The sequence below is a fragment of the Scandinavium sp. M-37 genome (assembly GCF_043558715.1).
GTDB lineage: Bacteria > Pseudomonadota > Gammaproteobacteria > Enterobacterales > Enterobacteriaceae > Scandinavium > Scandinavium vulneris_A.
Window position 1 is genome coordinate 14585 of the sequence record NZ_JBIGIN010000012.1, and the last position, 18925, is coordinate 33509.

The 18925-nt window shown below is 43.7% G+C and carries 22 protein-coding genes and 1 pseudogene; 16 read left to right on the forward strand and 7 right to left on the reverse strand.

What is annotated here, in order from left to right; all coding sequences use genetic code 11:
* Positions 1 to 56 precede the first annotated feature (56 nt).
* Together ACG0Z5_RS10535 and ACG0Z5_RS10540 are read right to left on the reverse strand one after the other, a co-directional pair.
* On the reverse strand, positions 57 to 728 hold the full coding sequence (locus ACG0Z5_RS10535; protein ID WP_394447121.1) for a DotU family type IV/VI secretion system protein: 672 nt from the start codon (positions 726 to 728) through the stop codon (positions 57 to 59).
* Positions 729 to 971: 243 nt separating this feature from the next.
* Positions 972 to 1643 (reverse strand): DUF2913 family protein, encoded by a 672-nt coding sequence (locus tag ACG0Z5_RS10540; RefSeq protein ID WP_394447123.1) that lies wholly within the window; start codon positions 1641 to 1643, stop codon positions 972 to 974.
* Positions 1644 to 1916: 273 nt separating this feature from the next.
* Between ACG0Z5_RS10540 and ACG0Z5_RS10545 the strand changes: the two genes are divergently transcribed.
* Entirely contained in the window at positions 1917 to 2324 is a 408-nt protein-coding gene (locus tag ACG0Z5_RS10545) for a helix-turn-helix domain-containing protein (RefSeq protein WP_394447125.1), read from the forward strand.
* 890 nt (positions 2325 to 3214) lie between these two features.
* Here the strand turns inward: ACG0Z5_RS10545 and ACG0Z5_RS10550 are convergent.
* The 3 genes from ACG0Z5_RS10550 to ACG0Z5_RS10560 form a co-directional block, all read right to left on the reverse strand.
* On the reverse strand, positions 3215 to 5065 hold the full coding sequence (locus ACG0Z5_RS10550; protein WP_394447127.1) for a DUF3987 domain-containing protein: 1851 nt from the start codon (positions 5063 to 5065) through the stop codon (positions 3215 to 3217).
* A gap of 526 nt (positions 5066 to 5591) precedes the next feature.
* Positions 5592 to 5735, reverse strand: coding sequence for a hypothetical protein (locus ACG0Z5_RS10555; protein WP_394447129.1), 144 nt, complete (start codon positions 5733 to 5735; stop codon positions 5592 to 5594).
* A 310-nt stretch (positions 5736 to 6045) separates the two neighbouring features.
* Positions 6046 to 6714: an inovirus Gp2 family protein gene (locus ACG0Z5_RS10560; RefSeq protein WP_394447131.1), complete on the reverse strand. Its 669-nt coding sequence runs from the start codon at positions 6712 to 6714 to the stop codon at positions 6046 to 6048.
* 495 nt (positions 6715 to 7209) lie between these two features.
* Between ACG0Z5_RS10560 and ACG0Z5_RS10565 the strand changes: the two genes are divergently transcribed.
* The 14 genes and pseudogenes from ACG0Z5_RS10565 to ACG0Z5_RS10630 all read left to right on the forward strand — a co-directional run bounded on the left by ACG0Z5_RS10565 (position 7210) and on the right by ACG0Z5_RS10630 (position 15547).
* Positions 7210 to 7443, forward strand: coding sequence for a DUF905 domain-containing protein (locus tag ACG0Z5_RS10565; protein WP_394447133.1), 234 nt, complete (start codon positions 7210 to 7212; stop codon positions 7441 to 7443).
* A gap of 97 nt (positions 7444 to 7540) precedes the next feature.
* Positions 7541 to 8362 (forward strand): DUF932 domain-containing protein, encoded by an 822-nt coding sequence (locus ACG0Z5_RS10570; RefSeq protein ID WP_394447135.1) that lies wholly within the window; start codon positions 7541 to 7543, stop codon positions 8360 to 8362.
* A 285-nt stretch (positions 8363 to 8647) separates the two neighbouring features.
* A complete protein-coding gene (locus ACG0Z5_RS10575) occupies positions 8648 to 9214 on the forward strand; it encodes a DUF4234 domain-containing protein (RefSeq protein WP_394447137.1) in 567 nt (188 codons plus the stop codon).
* 57 nt (positions 9215 to 9271) lie between these two features.
* Positions 9272 to 9697, forward strand: a complete 426-nt coding sequence (locus ACG0Z5_RS10580; RefSeq protein WP_394447139.1) for a hypothetical protein — start codon at positions 9272 to 9274, stop codon at positions 9695 to 9697.
* A gap of 121 nt (positions 9698 to 9818) precedes the next feature.
* Positions 9819 to 10289 carry an antirestriction protein gene (locus ACG0Z5_RS10585; protein ID WP_394447141.1) on the forward strand — a complete coding sequence of 157 codons (471 nt, stop codon included), beginning with the start codon at positions 9819 to 9821 and terminating at the stop codon, positions 10287 to 10289.
* A 13-nt stretch (positions 10290 to 10302) separates the two neighbouring features.
* Positions 10303 to 10830 carry a RadC family protein gene (gene radC, locus ACG0Z5_RS10590; RefSeq protein ID WP_394447143.1) on the forward strand — a complete coding sequence of 176 codons (528 nt, stop codon included), beginning with the start codon at positions 10303 to 10305 and terminating at the stop codon, positions 10828 to 10830.
* Between the two features lie 13 nt (positions 10831 to 10843).
* On the forward strand, positions 10844 to 11065 hold the full coding sequence (locus ACG0Z5_RS10595) for a DUF987 domain-containing protein (RefSeq protein WP_394447145.1): 222 nt from the start codon (positions 10844 to 10846) through the stop codon (positions 11063 to 11065).
* A 31-nt stretch (positions 11066 to 11096) separates the two neighbouring features.
* Positions 11097 to 11450, forward strand: coding sequence for a type IV toxin-antitoxin system YeeU family antitoxin (locus ACG0Z5_RS10600; RefSeq protein WP_394447147.1), 354 nt, complete (start codon positions 11097 to 11099; stop codon positions 11448 to 11450).
* Between the two features lie 41 nt (positions 11451 to 11491).
* The gene (locus tag ACG0Z5_RS10605; RefSeq protein ID WP_394447149.1) at positions 11492 to 11872 is read left to right on the forward strand and encodes a TA system toxin CbtA family protein; all 381 of its coding nucleotides are present in this window, start codon (positions 11492 to 11494) and stop codon (positions 11870 to 11872) included.
* Between the two features lie 13 nt (positions 11873 to 11885).
* The gene (locus ACG0Z5_RS10610) at positions 11886 to 12377 is read left to right on the forward strand and encodes a DUF5983 family protein (RefSeq protein WP_394447151.1); all 492 of its coding nucleotides are present in this window, start codon (positions 11886 to 11888) and stop codon (positions 12375 to 12377) included.
* A 182-nt stretch (positions 12378 to 12559) separates the two neighbouring features.
* Positions 12560 to 13411, forward strand: coding sequence for a DUF4942 domain-containing protein (locus ACG0Z5_RS10615; protein WP_394447153.1), 852 nt, complete (start codon positions 12560 to 12562; stop codon positions 13409 to 13411).
* A 157-nt stretch (positions 13412 to 13568) separates the two neighbouring features.
* On the forward strand, positions 13569 to 14447 hold the full coding sequence (locus tag ACG0Z5_RS10620; RefSeq protein WP_367964309.1) for a restriction endonuclease: 879 nt from the start codon (positions 13569 to 13571) through the stop codon (positions 14445 to 14447).
* Positions 14448 to 14487: 40 nt separating this feature from the next.
* Positions 14488 to 14586 (forward strand): annotated as a pseudogene (locus tag ACG0Z5_RS10625) (IS5/IS1182 family transposase); the annotation flags it as partial.
* A gap of 301 nt (positions 14587 to 14887) precedes the next feature.
* A complete protein-coding gene (locus ACG0Z5_RS10630) occupies positions 14888 to 15547 on the forward strand; it encodes a DUF2971 domain-containing protein (protein ID WP_394447343.1) in 660 nt (219 codons plus the stop codon).
* A 384-nt stretch (positions 15548 to 15931) separates the two neighbouring features.
* Here ACG0Z5_RS10630 and ACG0Z5_RS10635 read toward each other — a convergent pair whose 3' ends face one another.
* The gene (locus ACG0Z5_RS10635) at positions 15932 to 17104 is read right to left on the reverse strand and encodes a DUF3800 domain-containing protein (RefSeq protein ID WP_394447156.1); all 1173 of its coding nucleotides are present in this window, start codon (positions 17102 to 17104) and stop codon (positions 15932 to 15934) included.
* 337 nt (positions 17105 to 17441) lie between these two features.
* On the opposite strand from ACG0Z5_RS10635, the gene ACG0Z5_RS10640 reads away from it, so the two are divergent.
* The gene (locus tag ACG0Z5_RS10640; RefSeq protein WP_394447158.1) at positions 17442 to 17894 is read left to right on the forward strand and encodes an acyltransferase; all 453 of its coding nucleotides are present in this window, start codon (positions 17442 to 17444) and stop codon (positions 17892 to 17894) included.
* A gap of 570 nt (positions 17895 to 18464) precedes the next feature.
* Here the strand turns inward: ACG0Z5_RS10640 and ACG0Z5_RS10645 are convergent.
* The gene (locus tag ACG0Z5_RS10645; RefSeq protein ID WP_394447160.1) at positions 18465 to 18854 is read right to left on the reverse strand and encodes a S24 family peptidase; all 390 of its coding nucleotides are present in this window, start codon (positions 18852 to 18854) and stop codon (positions 18465 to 18467) included.
* Positions 18855 to 18925 lie beyond the last annotated feature (71 nt).

An 18925-nucleotide genomic window follows, 5' to 3' on the forward strand; every position in this document is an offset into this window, starting at 1 on the left:
TCTGTAACCCGGTACGCCACACCATCAGCCTGCCGGGCATTGTGTGAAAACGTGGCTCAGCCAGAAAGAGAGGCCAGCAGAAAATGATGCAGGGAATAACTGAGGCCACAGTACAGCCCCGCCACCATCACGCCCAGCAGTGCCACATGAAACAGACGGGAGCGCAGCAGCCCCCGGCGCACACCGGGCCGGTGTTCGACAATGACGGGGGAAGATGGCGGTAATTCCGGGGCAGGTACCAGAGCGTCGAGCGACTCAACGGCCTGGCGGCGTTCATCGGCGTAGCCGGGGAGATTGTGACCATAGCCCAGCGCATAAATACGCTGATACAGCACAAGCAGCCGCATATCCGGGGCAGGCTCGCGCAGTAACCTGCGCAGATTGTCCGGAATAACTTCCCCGGCGCGAAGGGTGCCAAGATATGCGCCTTCGAGTGGAGCCCGCCACCACACAGCATTTTCATTGTCTGTTGCCGAGTCAAAGACGGTGTAATCTATCACCCCACACTGAGCATACTGCACGTGGCTAATCAGGTCGTCTGGTGCCTTCATTGCTGTCAGGCGTGCTTTCAGCTCCTCCACCAGTACACAGCCACGGCGGTAAAAAGCCTCATCGCGCACCAGCTGCTTGTCGTGACGAACCGCCATAACAAATAAAAAGGTGTCCTGAAACAGGGCATCAATAAAGTGGGCCGGATCTGTCGTCGTGATTTTGCTGGAAGAAAGCAATGAACAATGTCCCTGTTCTGGTTAAGGTTTATTCAGTAACGGGTGAAAAATAGATCAGCCAAAAACAGGAGTAATCCGAATAATTGATACAAAATGTTAATGGCGCGGAGTGAGTAGTCAGAGAGTACTGATATCAGGGACGGGAGAATGTGTTGTTTAATATTAGATAAAGTGATTTCAAATAAATTGCATTCGACAGGGCATACATATTCATTTGCGCAGTGAATGCTTTACCGAGATATATCAGTTTCGTTTCTGCTTTATCTGGTCAGAATGCAGCGTTAGCAGATGCCAGTCCGGATGATGCTGTCGAACGGATACATCCAGCCCGTATTCGCTGAAAACACCAGTCACGTTGTCAGCGTCGCCAACGGCCATCATATCGACAGTGGACGTTAATCTCCCTTTCTCCGAAAAGTGATGCTGGAGATCTGTCTGCTTCACCAGTAGCGCCGGTATGTTTTTGTATTCAACTACCAGAGCATCACTACACCATTCCTCATCCCCCACCACTGCATTGATCCACCCCATCGTTTTAAGTTTTTCAATGGCATATGTCAGGCGATGCAAAGCCGACTGTTGAGCCGTAAGTTGAGAACAGGTGTCAAACAAATCACCAAACCGCACATGAAGGCATGCTCCGGGGCCTTTCTTACGACCTAAGGCCAGCAACGTGTCGATATCCCCGGCAACCGATTTAGGGAACCGGCGTTGCTTTTGTGCAGCAGCTAACCAGCGCAACAAAAAGGTATGTGTGCTCAGTGGGGATAATGCCTGCCCATCCTGCCATGCAAGATGAAGCGCCATCAGCGCACACCAGGACAGATGAGCGAGATCGGTAACGGTTTGTTCTGCCGATTGTTGTTGTGTCGTCGATTTCATAGGAACAAAAGTATAACCGAAGGAACCGGGCATCAGAACCTGTTAGTCCCTATCAAGCGTAATATCCATCGACTTTGGTGGTGAAGGAAGACACTCATGGCACTCGCTCACAGAACACCAAAAGGTCAATTACAATCACCGCATTAACATTAAAGCATCAAATAATGATTAAATAAAAATATTTATGACCAATTCATCCGTAAATCATCCTAAAAACCGTTACTTTAAGATTTACTTTAATCACTGAGTGAATACCATAGGGTTTTCACTGTGTTAATTTAAATACTATAATTTCAGGGGCATTCAATGGCTACGAATTTTGGCAGCAGCAAAGAACCGCTCATCGGCATCGAGAATTTTGGTAACCGTTTAAGGCATCTCATCGGTAACGACTCTGTCAGCTCGTTCGCCAAGTCATGTGGTATCAGCACATCCACTATCAATAAGTATATAAAGCCATCGAAGGACATGGAGAAACCAACCTATCCGGGGATCGACAAAGTTTTGAAGATCTCCGCATACACTGGCTGCTCGCTCGCTTGGTTGATTACTGGTGAAGAAGAAAAGCAGGTATCGGATGAAGAGCAGCAGGGAAGGTGGATGGCAGTATTTAAAGATATGTCTTTCAACCAAAAATCAGTCGCCCTTGATTCATTCAAGCAAAATGGAATATTGGGTACACTGAACAAAGATATCTTTAGCAAACCAAGGTAGAGAAGCTATTGATACATGGCAGTCCTTTTATCCATGATTTGTATGTTGATAACAGAACGGACATGGCTTTTCGCCGCAATATCGTCGCCGACACTGGTCACATATCCAGCGGTAACGATTGGCTGTAAAACGAACTCTTCTGATGATTTTCTTCAATGCAAACTCCTGACCCGGACAACAGACAGCAGTAATCCTGCCTTTTGACAGGCATCGCGTTGTTGCTTCTGGGTTATGTTAAGAGAAAAACTGGTTTTGGAAGGGCGGAAGAGTTTACATAGGCATTTGATTAAAAAGACCAAAACTTAACTTTCTACTTCCGTACATATAATCGTTTCTGCAGTAGAATAAATATTTAAAACAATTCTCATTATCAGTTGCATTAAGCGATAACTATTCGTCGATTTTGTATAGCGATTACATGGACTAAGTTCCTCCCTAAACGATGGTTTTAATAAATACATTGTGCTAACCAGTGCTAATTAGCACTGGTTAGCACTAGCATTGAAAGAGACAAATTGTTTTAGCTCAAGAGGCTGGCTGCTCGCCGAAGAGCTTTGCTGGATAATGAGGTGCTTCAGGTGGCTCTGAGTCGAAGGTTCTGACGACAGACCAGAGGTAGGAAGCTATGGTATTGGTGTGATGTAATCGGTCTTCCGCAACATCGTGCCTGCATTCCTATCGACCTGTCGCTATGAAGCACAGCGTCGATTACTGATGCGTATCTGTCCAGATGCATCACTGAGCAGACACTGTGAGTGCAGGCTGTTTCGGTTATCGCCACATATGTCATAGCTGTATCGTGAAAGAGTGCATGTTAGCCACGACGAGCGCGTGTGCCGGTCCCATCATCTCAGCTGTCAATGCCAGTTGAGTTACCATGCTGGACGCTGTTACATTGAACTCCTACCATGAAGTATTATCTCGCGGCATTTATTTATTACACATGGAATATGTCCACCACAGAACTGCCAGATAGCGTATACAGAGTCGGTAAGATAGTAATAGTGACCTTTTCTATTATTCGAAGGGTGTGGGATAATTTTTTCTTCAATGAGTCTTTTTGCTTTAAGAATATCTAATGCAGTGTCTAGTGTGGCTGCATTTCGTAATCGCTGATTCGCACCATTTTGCAGAAGGTATTTTCTAGGGAAAAAGTTGTTAAATATTTGATATTTTTCCAACATGGTTTCAAGTGTTCTCAATGCATCATCTTCAGGGGTTGGTTTAGATTTTTGATTTTTACGTAATAATCTTGCAGCTTCATCTAAATACCACTCAATAATTTTAGACACTGACTCGATACTACTGATATCTATTGAAGATTTTGTGTTCGCAATCTCATTTTTCGATGCGAGAAATAAGCAGTGTAAAATCCCGCTGAGACGGATTATTTGTTCCCTTGCCTTTAACACTGATGAATGTATATGCTCCCATTCACCACCAGGTCTTGTTTTTTGATTAAATTCATTGATTTTTTTACGTAAAAAATCATTGCCAGTTTGATTAGGAGGGAATAATATTAATTCTCGTTTTAAATTCATATTTGAATCGTTATCATCAACAGAGTTATTCTCATAAAGATCATTGTATTTTTCATTCTGTCGATTTACTAATAAAGATAAAGCTTCAAGCAAAGAAGCCATGCTACCATCATCTGCAACGTCACTGTTTTCGGATATCCCTTCATCATTCCGTTCATTGTATACGAATAAAAAGCGAGGTAAATAACCGCTTCCAGTAGCCTTGCGTTTGTTTTTTTCAAGGTAATCTTCAAATATTGGGTTTTGAACTGATATACTGATAGTTAGAGGCGCTGTAATAGCAATGTGTTTGCTATTACTTCGTTTATGAGGTAGCTCTGCACCATCCCAGAGAAGGTTATATATACCAACACTATTTTTTGCATACCCATCTAAAAACACATCACCTTCATCAGTTAAAATTGCAGCGTGAACTGACACTGAAAGACCATCTTTCAAACCTGCTGGAGTGATATCAGCATATACGTTAAACAGATGCTTCGGCGGCAAAGGCTCTTCTTTTTGATGTTGTATACGCTCATCTTCAAGCTCTTTCCTCTTAGGATCGCTTCGTTTTAGCTTTCGATATTCTTTATTTATTTCTTTTGTAGTCTCTGACCATAAATCTTTTCTTGCAGTATATTTTTCGACCTCTTCGTTATATATTGCATTAGATGTGGAATACTTATCCAAAAAAGGTTTCATTATTTTTTCAAACGCAAGACTTTTCCCGCCGCCACTACGAACAATGGTCATGAGATAAAGAGAACATGTCTCCGGATTATCATCTGCATTTACTGCCACCTCAAATAATGGTTGACATGCAATGGATGCAGCACTGAGAATCATATTGCCAGAAATCTCAGGAGGAAGATTGTATTTTTTATGTAAGAATAGGATCGCGTCTTCAACTACAGGTGGAAATAATTTGTAAGGGTAATCATTTCCCCTACTAAATTCTGTTGCTAAAGACTCATTTTGTATATTTTGAATACCGCCAATAACTTGATTGTTATGCACGGAAATTAGTTGCGGTGTGCTCCAATTGTGATTAACTGGAAATTGAGGTGATATAACTAACTTTTGTTGCCGTGCTGCTTCATTCTTTTTATGTTGTTCAAGATCTGCATCATAAAGTTGAGCAGATAATTCTTTAGTACCTTTGCCACCTTCCTCTATGCATTTCATTATTTCTTCACGGCTATAATAGTCGTCACACATAACCACCACCTTTTACATTCAAAGGTGGTATAATACATTACCATAATGCCATTAATCAATCACAGAATTGATGGGTTTTATATATCGTCAAGCAGGCTCAGAAAATATTACTTTAGATTATAGCGTCATAACAACTAATATCCGATAGTTGAAAACTGATGGGATCCGTATCCACATAATTAATGACGCAAATCTAAATCTGAGTTATGTCAAATGGATAGATAAACAATTTATACGTTACGATTATTTATCGCACGCGCCAAAATATATTTAAGGCATTCAGGCCAAAGTAATTAAAAACAAGTCAACGAAAAAAAATAAATATTTCCCTCACTACATTAACTTGAGTAATGGCATCTTCACTTTCTTGGTCTTCAGACTTATCTAAATGGTTAACACTCTTTATCCTATTGTTCATCTCACCTCCTCTAATTGGTATTAAAATAAAAATTACCAATTCTGTCTACTGATAAAACTATGCCTCTGGTAATCCCATGAGTTATTATTTTTTAACTTTAACAAAAATTTATTTAAGCCAAGCCGACGTCACTGTGTTATTTTCTGTTAAAACCACTTCAGTCACTTCAGTCACTTCAGTCACTTCTTTGATTCTGTTCTGTCGGTATTCATCACCTTCACCGAATGCAGTCATCACAGAATAAGTTGTCATAATAAACTCTCCATCAAATATTCATATGGTACTTTCAACATTCAATTGCTTATTTAAGAAAGTTACGTCATCTACATAATATACTTTCTAACTTGCCAATTATGGTTAAACGTTGAAAATAAACTATTAACCACTGAATCATCATTCCATATACCCTCTAAAACGTCCTGTAACGCTTTCTAAGCCATTTAAACAATAAAGGTGATGGCATTTATCCAATAGAATTTAAATGCCTCTCCTGCGCTTTATATTGAGATATTCAAATACAGATTTATACCTCACTAGCAAACAGCGGTATCCGCAAATAATTCTAACCCTGACTACAACCAAAACTACGCCTGTTATTATGAAAGTCTTTGCTCTTGAATTTAATGAAATAGTCCAGTCTGTCCTTCAAGGGGTCATAAATACCATCTATACCTTTTTCCTCAAGATCCTTCCTGGTAAAGCTATAAACAGGATTCTCTGGAACATGAACAAGCTTTCTGTACTTTTCATTAAACACCTCTGTAGCTTTCAACCAACAGTCAGAAATCACGGTATACAACGAATCAACTTCACCTTTGGTAAACTTAATGGAATTAAAGGCACTGTAGTTAAGCAATAATACAATATGGTAATGTACCTTCTGTCCAATGTAATATGTCTCTTTACCGTATTCCCTTACCCAGAAGTAGCTCACTTTAGTATCATGTACCCGTACAGCCTTATCCGGTTTATTTAATTCCATCTGTTTAAGTTTCTTTCTTAGGTATGCAGGTATTTGTTCTTTTACGTCTTTAAAGAAACGAGATATTACTTCATAATCCATCAGGAAGTGAATGTCATCATCAGGGAAATGGAGATCCAGTCTTATCAGGCTAATCCTTGAGTGATTACCAAGTGCTTTCAGTATTGTTTGTTTGATTCTGTTCTGCTGGTGAAGACTACCTTCTCCATAACGTGTGTTGATGATATTCTTAGGATCTTTAATTTTCATATAGATATCTCTCTGATTATTAAAAAGTCAATTTGATAGTTAGGATTACATAATATATATATTAAGAATTAATTTAATCATAAGTAGAGGTGCTTTCTATATATTCTACGTGATTATCGTTTGTGTATAACCAGATTAATGGTTATTACAGAAAATCAATTGTTATGTAGTTCATGGATTATGGTTTTATATGAAATAAATAGCTCATGCATGATATATTTCCAGTATGATCATTTTGATCAACTTATAAATAACAGCTTCTTAATAAGAATGGTTGCACTATAATAATACTATAACCGACAATGTACCTGGTCGTATTAAACATTAAAAACCTTATGACAGTTAGGTTGATTGAATATCACCATAGAATAAAGACACTGAAAGTTAGGTTTATCAATGAAGCCTGAAAACTGATATTTTTAATATACATTTATCTTCACATCTACATAACCATGATGAATAAGAAATCATTATTTTGTTATGGGATATTAGTTTATGAATAAACCACCAAACATTTTATTGCCGCCAGGTCCTTTTACCCGAAAACAGGCCGAAGCTGTCGCAGCTGCTTATCACAATGTCGCCATTGAAGACGATCAGGGGACACATTTTCGTCTTGTGGTTCGTCGGGATGGCTTGATGGTCTGGCGAGCGTGGAACTTCGAATCCGATGCGGGTTTGTGGCTGAATAAATTTATCGAAAGTGACGGTATCCCCAAAGTAACGTAAACACCAGCAGTTAACCCCATTCATTAATAACAGACAGGCTGTGCTCCTTCGGGAGCGCGGCCTGTTTTGCTTTATAACCAACGATTAAGGAACTCCCATGCGATTAGCTTCCCGTTTTGGTTCAGCGAATATTGTTCGCCGTGATCGTCCATTAACCCGTGAAGAGCTGGCCCATTATGTGCCCAGCGTTTTCAGCGAAGATAAACATGAATCTCGTTCAGACCGCTACACCTGCATCCCGACTATTACCCTGCTCGATAATCTTCAGCGCGAAGGGTTCCAGCCTTTCTTCGCCTGTCAGACCCGTGTACGTGACCAGAGCAAGCGCGAACACACAAAGCATATGCTGCGTCTTCGTCGCGCCGGGCAAATCACCGGTAAACAGGTGCCGGAAATCATTCTGCTCAACAGCCATGACGGCTCCAGCTCGTATCAGATGTTGCCAGGGCTCTTTAGATCGGTTTGCCAGAATGGTTTGATTTGCGGTCAGTCGTTTGGCGAAGTGAAAGTGCCACACCGGGGGAATGTGGTGGAAAACGTTATTGAAGGTGCTTATGAGGTGTTGGGGATTTTTGACCGTGTGGAAGAAAAGCGGGATGCGATGGAGTCCCTGGCGCTTCCCGTTCCAGCCCGTCAGGCAATCGCGAATGCTGCGCTTCGTTATCGCTTTGGCGAAGAACATCAACCAGTCTCGGTATCGCAGCTGCTGACCCCACGCCGCTATGAGGACTACAGCGATGATTTATGGACGGTTTATCAGCGTATTCAGGAGAATTTAATCAAAGGAGGGCTTGCTGGCAGGAATGCGAAAGGCAGGCGAAGCCATACCCGCGCCGTAAAAGGGATTGACGGAGATGTGAAACTTAACCGCGCGTTGTGGGTGATGGCAGAGAATATGCTCGAATTTTTCGGCAAATAACACCGACGATAAAACAACTACGGCATGTAAATCCGTTCATATCGATAAGATTTTTTGCATCAACATGATCGATTTAATCGATCGACCAGATCGAATTTCTTCATTATCCCTTCACTGGCTGTGGTTATAAACTCCACAGGGCTGTTATAAGCATCTGATTTATTCATTCAAAATCAACACGATGGTCACGTGGATTCCGTCACGCCTGTGGATTGTCATCACTGAATGCGGTCCCACGGGGCTCACACCTACCATCCGCAAACGTCATCATTAAGGAAAATACACATGAACGATATTTCTGCACTCAGCAAAAAGCTCAACACCTCCACGCTGCACTTTGCTCTGCTCAGTCTGGTGACTGGCGGAGTCTGGCCGCTGATGTGGCTGTATAAAAAGCAGGACATTATCAGCGAGACCACGGGTTATCCGTTCAGTAGCAAGACCTTCATTATTGCCCTGGCCGTCTGCTTCGGGCTCAGCCACCAGATATCGTCCGTGGTATCACCTGATGTCTATGACGATGCCGCATTCAGCAATGTATTACTGATGCTTGGTGGTCTGCTGTCAGTGGCCTCCGGGGTAATGATGATTGTCTGGTCCTTCCGGGCCCGTACCGCGCTACGCCATTACGCGCTGAACACCTTCCAGTTTGACCTGAAAATGAACGCCTTCTACACCGTGCTGTTCAACGTCTTTTACATCACCTACTGCATCAATGACATGCAGCAGGCACAGGCGAAACACCAGATTATCCACAGCGCACGTGCTGCTGCACCATCAGCGCCGTTACAGGCTGCGCCGCCAGTGTCTTCGCAGGAACAGCCAGCCCAGGACTCCACCAGTAACACCTGATACCACACACCCACATTATTCCCCCCTTCAGTCAGTCGCTGATGGAGGGATCTGTTCATGAAGGAAATCAAAATGACCCCGAACACCGCTTTGCGTCGCAGCCTTGCTTCATCTGCCCGCTGTCTGTTTCACGCCTTGCTTAGCGCGGCCTTGTTGACCGCCAGCGTCAGTGCTTTTGCCGGTAATGACGATGATGTCGTGCAGGTAGATTCGCAGCCTGCTTATCTGATGAATAATCCCGATATGCCCGTCTGGCAGCTGACTATTACCAGCCTTGATAATGATATCGTTATTCAGTCCTTCACCCTGAACCGGGGTAACTGCCTGATTTCTTATCCGGGGCGGGGACAAAACGTCAATAAACGCCTGGGGTACAGCCAGACGCTGACGTTTACGACCCCCAGCAATGACGGATTCACGAAGTGCAAACCGCTTGAGTTTACCGTACAGACCAGTAAGGGCGAGTTCACCTACAACTGGTAATACGTCATCACCGGCTCATTCTCGTCCGGTGATTCACGTTCAGCACCTCACCACTGAACAGGCCATGTTTCCTACGGGAAGCGTGGCCTTTTTTATATCTGTAATCAAAAGGATAATGACCATGACCGACAACCTGATACCACTGTTCACTCCTGCTGAAACCGCTCCGGTTGCAGAGCCAAACCGTATTACCGCAACGTCCATAGCCGATGAACAGCGTGTGGGTTTCTGGCCTCAGTACTTTGGCAGTATCCCACAGTGGATAACCCTTGAACCCCGGATCTTTGCCTGGATGGACCGCCTGTGTGCCGATTATATCGGCGGTATCTGGAACTTTTACTCGCTCAACAATGGTGGTGCCTTTATGGCTCCGGAAATCGACGGCGAGGAGAAATGGACACTGTTTAACAGCATGAACGGTAATGGTACTGAACTCAGTAGTGTAGCTGCCGGTATTGCGGTTTGTTTGCTGGTCTACAGCCACCACGCCTGCCGTACTGAGTCTGACGCGATGACTGAGCATTATTATCGCTTGCGGGACTATGCGCTCAGCCATGCTGAATGCCGCGCCATTATGCACATTATTGATTAAAAGAGATCCAGCCATGCATGCCAAATTATCACCAGCAACTGTGCAGCCTGATTTATTTCCCCACCATGAAGCCGTATCTCAGCATCCAGCAATATTGCCACCCTGTGCGCAACGTACTATTCGCAGGGCCATAAATATTCTGGAGCAACAATTGCGCGAACCCGGAGCATCCTTTACGTCCACCAGCACTGTGCGTGACTGGCTGCGTCTGCAGATGACGTTACTTGAACGTGAAGAGTTTACAGTGCTCTGGATGGACAACCAGAACCGCCTGGTTGCTCACGAAACACTGTTTAAAGGCACCATCAACAGTACCCAGGTACATCCCCGTGAAGTGGTGAAATCCGGTCTCAGACACAACGCCGCTGCCGCCATACTGGCGCACAATCATCCCTCCGGCTATGCCGAACCCAGCGATATCGACCGCCGTATCACACAGCGACTGAAAGAGGCACTGACGCTCGTTGATATCCGTCTGCTGGATCATCTGATCGTTGGTGGGATGGAGGTAGTGTCCTTCGCTGAACGTGGCTGGTTATAAGGAAACCTTTTCCATGAAAATCATAAGTAAACGGCAGGCGATGGCAATTTACCGACAGCATCCTGGTTCCCGGTTGTTTCGCTACTGTCGCGGAAAATATCAATGGAGCGGCAGCATCTGCCATTACGCCGGTCGGGAGGTTCAGGATATCGGCGGTGTACTGGCCGTCTTTGCAGAACGCCGACAGGACCGCAACGGCCCGTATGTCGTATTACGTAGCGTCACACTCAATTAATTTCACATCGTAACTTTTAAGGATTGATTAAATGTCAGCCCCCAAAATCACGACCGATATGCCCGTCCCCGAATGGGGGCTAAAGCGCAATGTCACTCCACAGTTTGGTGCACGCCTGGTGCAGGAAGGCAACAGGTTGCACTACCTGGCCGACCGCGCAGATATTGCCGGTCAGTTCAGTGACGCTGAAGCCCGTCAGCTTGACCAGGCGTTTCCACTGATACTCAAACAACTTGAGCTGATGCTGGCTTCCGGCGAACTCAACCCACGGCATCAACACTGCGTTACGCTGAACCACAATGGCCTGACCTGCGAGGCCGACACGCTGGGCTCCTGCGGCTATGTCTATGTCGCCATTTACCCTGAGCAATCTGCGTCACTGTAAACCTCCGTTTATACCCCGCCACACATCACAGAGAACACATTATGCAAACCTCAATATCACACCCGATTAGGGCGAATAAATCCAGTCCGTCACCCGTTGAAATCTGGCAACTACTGCTGGCCCATCTGCTGGAGCAGCACTATGGCCTGACACTTAACGATACGCCCCTGAGCGATGAGAGCGTGATCCTAGACCATATCGAAGCCGGTATTACCCTGTGTGATGCCGTCAATTTCCTGGTTGAAGAATATGAACTGATACGCACTGACCGCAGTGGATTCACTGTCATGGAGCAGTCGCCGTTTATCAGCAGTATCGACATTCTTCGCGCCCGTAAGGCTACAGGACTATTGACGCGCCACAGTTACAAAACGGTCACCACCGTTACCACCGGCAAATGCCGTCAGGGAGAGAAGCACTAATGGAGTTACACCAATGAAAATATCGATGAATGTTGAAGCCGACAGCATCAGCGTGCTGGCGCTGAATATGGGAAAAATTGCTGTTGAAGTTGATGGTATTGAGCTGGCTGAGCTGCTCAATATCATCAATGACAACGGCTATACGCTGACTGTCGCCGATGAACCTGGTGAGATTATCGTTAACGATCCTCTGCCTGCCGTTACACGATTTAACGGTATTCAGTGCAGCACGGCGCATATCACAGAGGAAGATAACTCACTATTACACGCACTCTCTCAGCAGTATCAGGATTACGGTGATGCTGAGTGGGTCCATTACACCGGCTCTGGTTATCTGATCCGTCTGGATGCATGGACATTTCCGGTATTGCGACTTAAGCGGGAGGGGCTGTCCCGAGCCTGTCGGCGGCTCATTGTCACACTGACGCGTCGCTATGGTATCACCACTGTCCACTTTGATGCTTTTGGCGAACTGCTTCCCGGCGTTGAAACTTTCGACTGGTAATCCCTTCTGTCTGAATCAACCACCCAGCATTGAGCAAGCACTAAGCAATGTCCGCAATATACGACATCAGTAGTGGCTGCAAGCTCCGCGATACTCGCCTCAATTTATCTCAACCTCGCAACTCCTGCATAAGCGCCATCCGGTGAAGGATGGCGCTTTGCTTTATATAAAGGACATACCCAATGATGGAATTACAAACCAGCCAAAATCCTGAAGTTCTTACAGACCATACTGAGCTGATTAGCTCAACCAATATTGAACGCGTTGTCACCGGACGTAACGTCGCGCTGGAGCGAATCAGGGCGATGATTCACCAGCTTGCCGAGATTTCTGCACTCACCAGCAGCATCGGAGGTAAAACAGCTCTGGACTGGGCCATGAAGCAGGATTTCCGCTGCGGTTGCTGGCTGATGGAAAAAGAAGAAATCGCCATGAAGGTCATTACCTGCAATCTAGACCGCAGTATCTGGCGTGATCTGATGAAGAAATCCGGAATGCTGAGCCTGATGGATGCTCAGGCGCGTGACCAGTGGAACAACAGCCTGGAAAACGATGATATTCCTGCAATCAGTGAAGAAAACATTATCACTACCTTTAAACAACTACACAGTAACAAGGCCGACGTATTTGAACGAGGCGTCATTAATGTTTTCAAAGGGTTGTCATGGGACTATAAAACAAATTCTCCTTGCAAATTCGGCAAGAAGATCATCATTAACAGTCTGGTGAGTCACAACCGCTGGGGGTATAGCCTTACCTGGGGTTATCGACGGGATCAGCTTGCTGACCTGGAGCGGATGCTTCATCTACTCGACAGCAAACCCATTCCCGATAATCGTAACGATATCACCATACGGCTGATGGATCACATCAACCAGCAACGTGAGTCACAGCTCTACGAGGATGATTACTTTGCGATACGATACTTTCAGAAAGGCACGGCTCATCTTACGTTTAAACGGCCAGAGCTGACTGACAGGATGAATGAAATCGTGGCGAAACACTATCCGGGTATGTTGCCTGAAGTTTATTAGGCGCTACTTGATCTGACACTGTTATGGCACAGGGCTGAAATTAATCTGACAGGCAGTTCTGTGCCAAAAGCAGAACACACTAATGCGGGTGTACAGGTGCTGACCCATTTCCTCCTCCACTTTCATCCCGTTATACTGTGAAAAAAAGGAGGTAGGCGTGAAACTGAAAATGCAAGATTTGAGGCTGTTTAATCTCGTGTTTGAGAGCGATCCTGGCTGGATACTGGATTTCTCTAACCGCACCTTGTCTGCTTTTTTTGATGAAGAACTGAACATTGATATTGATGATGAACGTTATCAGGAAGAGGGGACGTCAAAAGCCAAACGAGTTAGATGCTTGCTGAAACAGGCTGATCGTGAGACCGCTCTGCGGGTTCTTGGCGCTCTCTGGCAGTATAAAACGGAATCCATGCCTGAACAGGCTGAACAAAGCCGTAATGACTATCTTGCACTTATTTCCCGCTTAGAAAACGCTGACACCGATGAAGCCAAAGGCGTAAAGCCTGTCCAGGCATGGCATGGTGTTGACTGGCCTTTACTTATCGCTGAAATGAACGAGATGAAATCTCTGCCGCCACATCCACGTGGTTTTCGGTTTGAAGCTTGGCTTGCTGAACTGTTCAGTATCTTTAAGCTTGCTCCCCGTTCGTCTTTCCGAAATACAGGCGAACAGATTGACGGAAGTTTCCGACTGAATGATGAGTTTTACCTGATGGAGGCAAAGTGGCATCAGAAAAGAACGTCGGCTGCCGATCTCCATGTATTTGAAGGAAAGCTCACTACCAAGGCAACCTGGACACGCGGCGTTTTTATCAGTTGGATGGGGTTTACGCCTGAAGGTCTGACGGCTTTTGGTAAAGGGAAGCGGGTTATCTGTGTCAGTGGTTATGATCTTTACCACTCACTGAGTCATGGGATCCCTTTGCCCGACCTTCTGGACGCTAAAACCCGGCACGCCGCTGAAACGGGAGAGCCCTATGCTGAGTTCGACCGACTATATGCACTCAAGAACAAACAGTTCGGCACGCTGAAATAACGGGTTGGGAAGCTGTGACCTGCTCCCCGTTGTTTCACACAGAATGCTGACACGCTGGGAAAAGAAGGTAGAAAATGATGAAACGATGCTGTATTTTTCCTGCGGTGTCATTGTCTGGAATAAAATCCTATTGGGATAGGGTCTTAAATAAGATAGGTTTCATTATGAAAGCTCTTTATAAATACATGCCGTTCAGGGCATCATTTTTTGATGATCCTTTACTAAGGCTCACTCCTCCATCAGCTCTAAACGATCCGTTTGACTCTAAGCCTACTCAATTAGCAATAAATAAAAAATCTGACTTCTTTTTCAATGCGAGCAGAGAGGATGATGACGAACCTGATGATGATAAATTACGTTATTTTTATGAAAATGACATCCGTTATGGTCTTGAAAGATTTGGGATAATATCTCTAACAGAAAACCATAAAAATTTACTGATGTGGTCTCATTATGCAAAAGACCACTCAGGTGTAGTCATCGAAGTTTCCAACGAACATCCAATATTTAACTATCACCATTTAACTCATCGGCAATGTGGTGTATCGAAGCAACACCCAATAAAGGTTGAATACACTAATGTTAGGCCTGGGCAGGACATTCCAGATACAGCGATTTATGAATATTTTGAAGATAATTTTTACACGCATTTTGCCACGGTAAAAGGAATTCCTTGGGAGTATGAGCAAGAATATAGGTATCTGCTTACCCTCGATGAAGCTGATGTTGGACTGGTGAGGCTGCTAAAAAAAACAGAAGATATTCAGGAGACTAGATTGTCTGTTAGGCACGTTCATGAGGACTTATACAAAGTTGAATACACATCCCCTGAGGATAGGGATCTTTTAAAGTGGTATCTGGCCATCCATCAAGGTCGTGGAAATATATGTGATGTCATTCTTTTTAAAAGGCTGAGCAGAGATGCTATCAAAGCCATTTATTTTGGGTGTCGCGTTAGTGATGAGAGTATAAAAGAAGCAAGAAGTAGAATGGTAAAAAGTGGTTTTTATAGTAAAGAAATCACCTTTTATAAAGGGAAAGAAAGTGATGACTTATTTGAAATAAATTTTGAAGAGGTCAATTTTCACGAAGAATACTAAGGGTCTATTTCAATAGTTGATAAGATCGGGGCTTAAAACAGTAAGTTTTAATGCTCCGATCCATGTAATCCGGTTGAGCTGCTCGCAGCCAGAACACCAATTGGAACCAGCATCTATTACCTAACGGAATAGGCTCAAAGTCCGGCAACAGCTATTAATGTAGCATTTACTCTAATAGAAAAAAATAACATCCAGAGCTAATGTTGAACTAATAAATGAAGAATTGGGATTTGAATCCCTCCCTATCGAGACCTCTGGAATGTAGTCCGCTCCGTGCCAGAAGCGGATGTTGGTCCATTGTGATACAGTTAATCACTGTACTAGGTAATAAAAATGCGGTCAGAAAAAGACCGCTAATGCGGCCCATATTACGCAGAAAGTCAGTTATTGATATTGAGAAAGATATTCTGCAACTCCATCCGCTGGATTGAGTCCGCCTGTATAAACTGTTCCTAGTTCTTGAGGCGTAACATAGGTTGTAGGCCATATAACCATATTTTTAAAATAGTTATCTATTTTAATTCTTTGAAGCTCATTAAAGAGGTAATCTTCTAATTCATTTCGTTTTAAACAATTAACATAATAAGCTGCTGCACTAGCTACTATATCTACAATTTGTAATTGAGGGTACTCTTGAGATGAATGGAATGTTAAAGTGCGAGCTTTAATTGGCAACTCAAAGGTCCTTCTGTCATAACCATACACCTCCGTAATTTTTGACATGTCCATAAATTTATTAAAAATATCTTGTTTCTCTGTAATCGCTTTGGAATCGTCATGCTTGATATGAAAACCGTTGGGGTATAATTTACCCCACTCTACACAATGTTTGAAGAGACTGGGAATGGAAGGGTCTAATGAGCTTTTTTCAATACCTTCTAATATGTCATCAATTTCGTTCTTTGTAATGCTAATTCTATTTATTGTATCTATAAATTCTCTGTCACTTGAGCATGCTTTTAGTTCATCAACTGATGCGTAAAACTCATTGATAGATTCAGGGGTTTGACTTCTAATCATATTCATAAATCTCTGATACATTAGATCTGTTTTTTCCTCTCCACAGAAAGCTGGGAGGCAGAAATAGTAAACATTAGACAGAGCAAGGTTCTGTCCATTTTTATAAAGATCCAACCCCCTATTGAAGCACCATGTTTCGACTAAAATATCAACAATCTTTGTTATTAACATATATTTTTTATCAATCAAAAAGATTTTAACATTTTCTTCATTGACGTATTTACTTTCAAGAAGCCTAATGATTCCATCCTGACCTGATTTTCTACGCCTAAGAGTTTTAAAATGAGCCTCCGTTGGAGACTTGCTTCCGGTAAGTTCTAATGCTTTGAGCGCATCTTGTTTATTAATACTACTTGAACTTAAGGTGAAAAAAGGTTGCGTTAAATCAAGTAAATTTCCGCCAGTATTCCCTGATTCATCAAAAAATATATCAGGCTTTCCATACATCATTTTATTTCTCTTTGCAGTCAGCTCTCTTTTTTTATCGTTCTTCTGCTTTATCTTGTTCACGCGTCTGTGTTGGCTGTTCTTACCCATAAATACCTCTTGAATGATCTGAGTTGAATATTTTATTCAAAGCATTAATAATGTAAGGGTATACAGTATCACTTAATATAAATGAGATTCTATATTTAATGTCAAATTTGACACACTATTTGTTGATAAGGAAATAAAAGTAAGGATGTCTTCTCTTCGCTCGCAGCGGACTTCATAATCGTGCTGTCAACCAACTTCGTGCCAGGAGCGGACATGATAATCATCACAGCGAACAATTCGATGGGGATAAGTTACTTTACCCACTTTGTAAAGCCAAAACTACTCAAGCTTTTTAGGCTATTCTGATCCGTATTATCTTGTTAAGGGTAGAGCTGATATGAAGGTATTTGAAAGTGGTATTCGTGATGTAGAACAAGGTAAAAATGTTAAAATAGTTATGCCTGTGAATCTTTATGAATGCTGGCTAGGTAATGATGTTTTTGTCGGACCATTTGTTGAGATACAGAAGGGATGTGTCATAGGCGACAGAACTAAAGTGCAATCCCATACTTTTATCTGTGAGAACGTTACTTTAGGCGAGGACTGCTTTATTGGTCACGGAGTAACCTTTGCTAACGATCTTTTCAAAAGCGGAAAACCAGATGCCTCTGCAGAAAACTGGATAACTATTGTATTAGCTAACGCTGTATCGGTGGGCAGTGGAGCAACAATTTTAACAACCGAAATATGCAGTGGTTCTGTGATTGGTGCAGGCAGCGTGGTTACAAAGCCTGTGCTGATAAAAGGAGTGTATGCTGGCAACCCAGCCAAACTTTTGAGAAAACTTTAATCATTACCTTTTTCAAATTCGTGACCTAAATTAGGGTTCCCTCAGGCCATTCACGTCCGTTCCTTGCTCAGAGCTGACTGTCTGGTTTTATTGTGTACAGCACCAGAAACCTGTCAAGTCTGAGCTAATACACTGAAAGCAGTAAATAAACATCCGCTCACTCATCTAATTTGACTGAGCTCGGCTCACTCTGGTGGTTTGAGCCAGCGCGACTCTTGCTATCGATAAATGAAATGGAGTGTTGATGAGCGTTGATGTAAATCACTTACATCAGCCGTTACATGGGAAAAATTATTGGTGTAAGCAAATGAGGTGTTTTGTGTAACTGACTGATTTAAATGGTACGCCCTACAGGATTCGAACCTGTGACCTACGGCTTAGAAGAAAGTAGACCACCATTTAACACACTGTAATAACATAGGTTTTTCCGCGCTCGCGCCGGGTTTGTGTCATTGCGTGTCGCTACATGCTTTCTCTATTCGTTATGCTGCATCCATGCATGACACATATGTGACACAGAGAATGCACAGCCATGTCGTAAGGCATAGCTATGCAATTTCCCCAAAACCATCACATCACCGGGCAGTCATCAAACTCACCCGTCCTCGCATCGTTCAGAACATGCGTCACCACGCCACGAATGCAAATCTCCAGCCCGGTATCATCTGGTCCGGGAAGCTGCACCTTCCGTTCCGGCTTGTCGAGGTCTTCAAGATGCGACCGTGGGTAAGTGCGGAACCGCTTCGTGCGGAATTCACTTTCAATCACGCAAACGACGATTGACCCGTCAACCGGTTTAAGCGAGAAGTCGACGACTATTAGCGCTTCTTTCTTGATACCTTCTCGCCATGACGTGAAGTCTGCCCGGAACAGGTATGTAGACGCTTTGTGCGTGCAGCACACCTCGTCAAGTGATATCCGCGGCTCGATGTAGTCTGTGGCTGGCGATGGAAACCCCACGATGCACCTCACAAATTAACTGTATGTACATACAGTATTATCATTTTTCAGAGTCGATCAAGTGGTAGCAG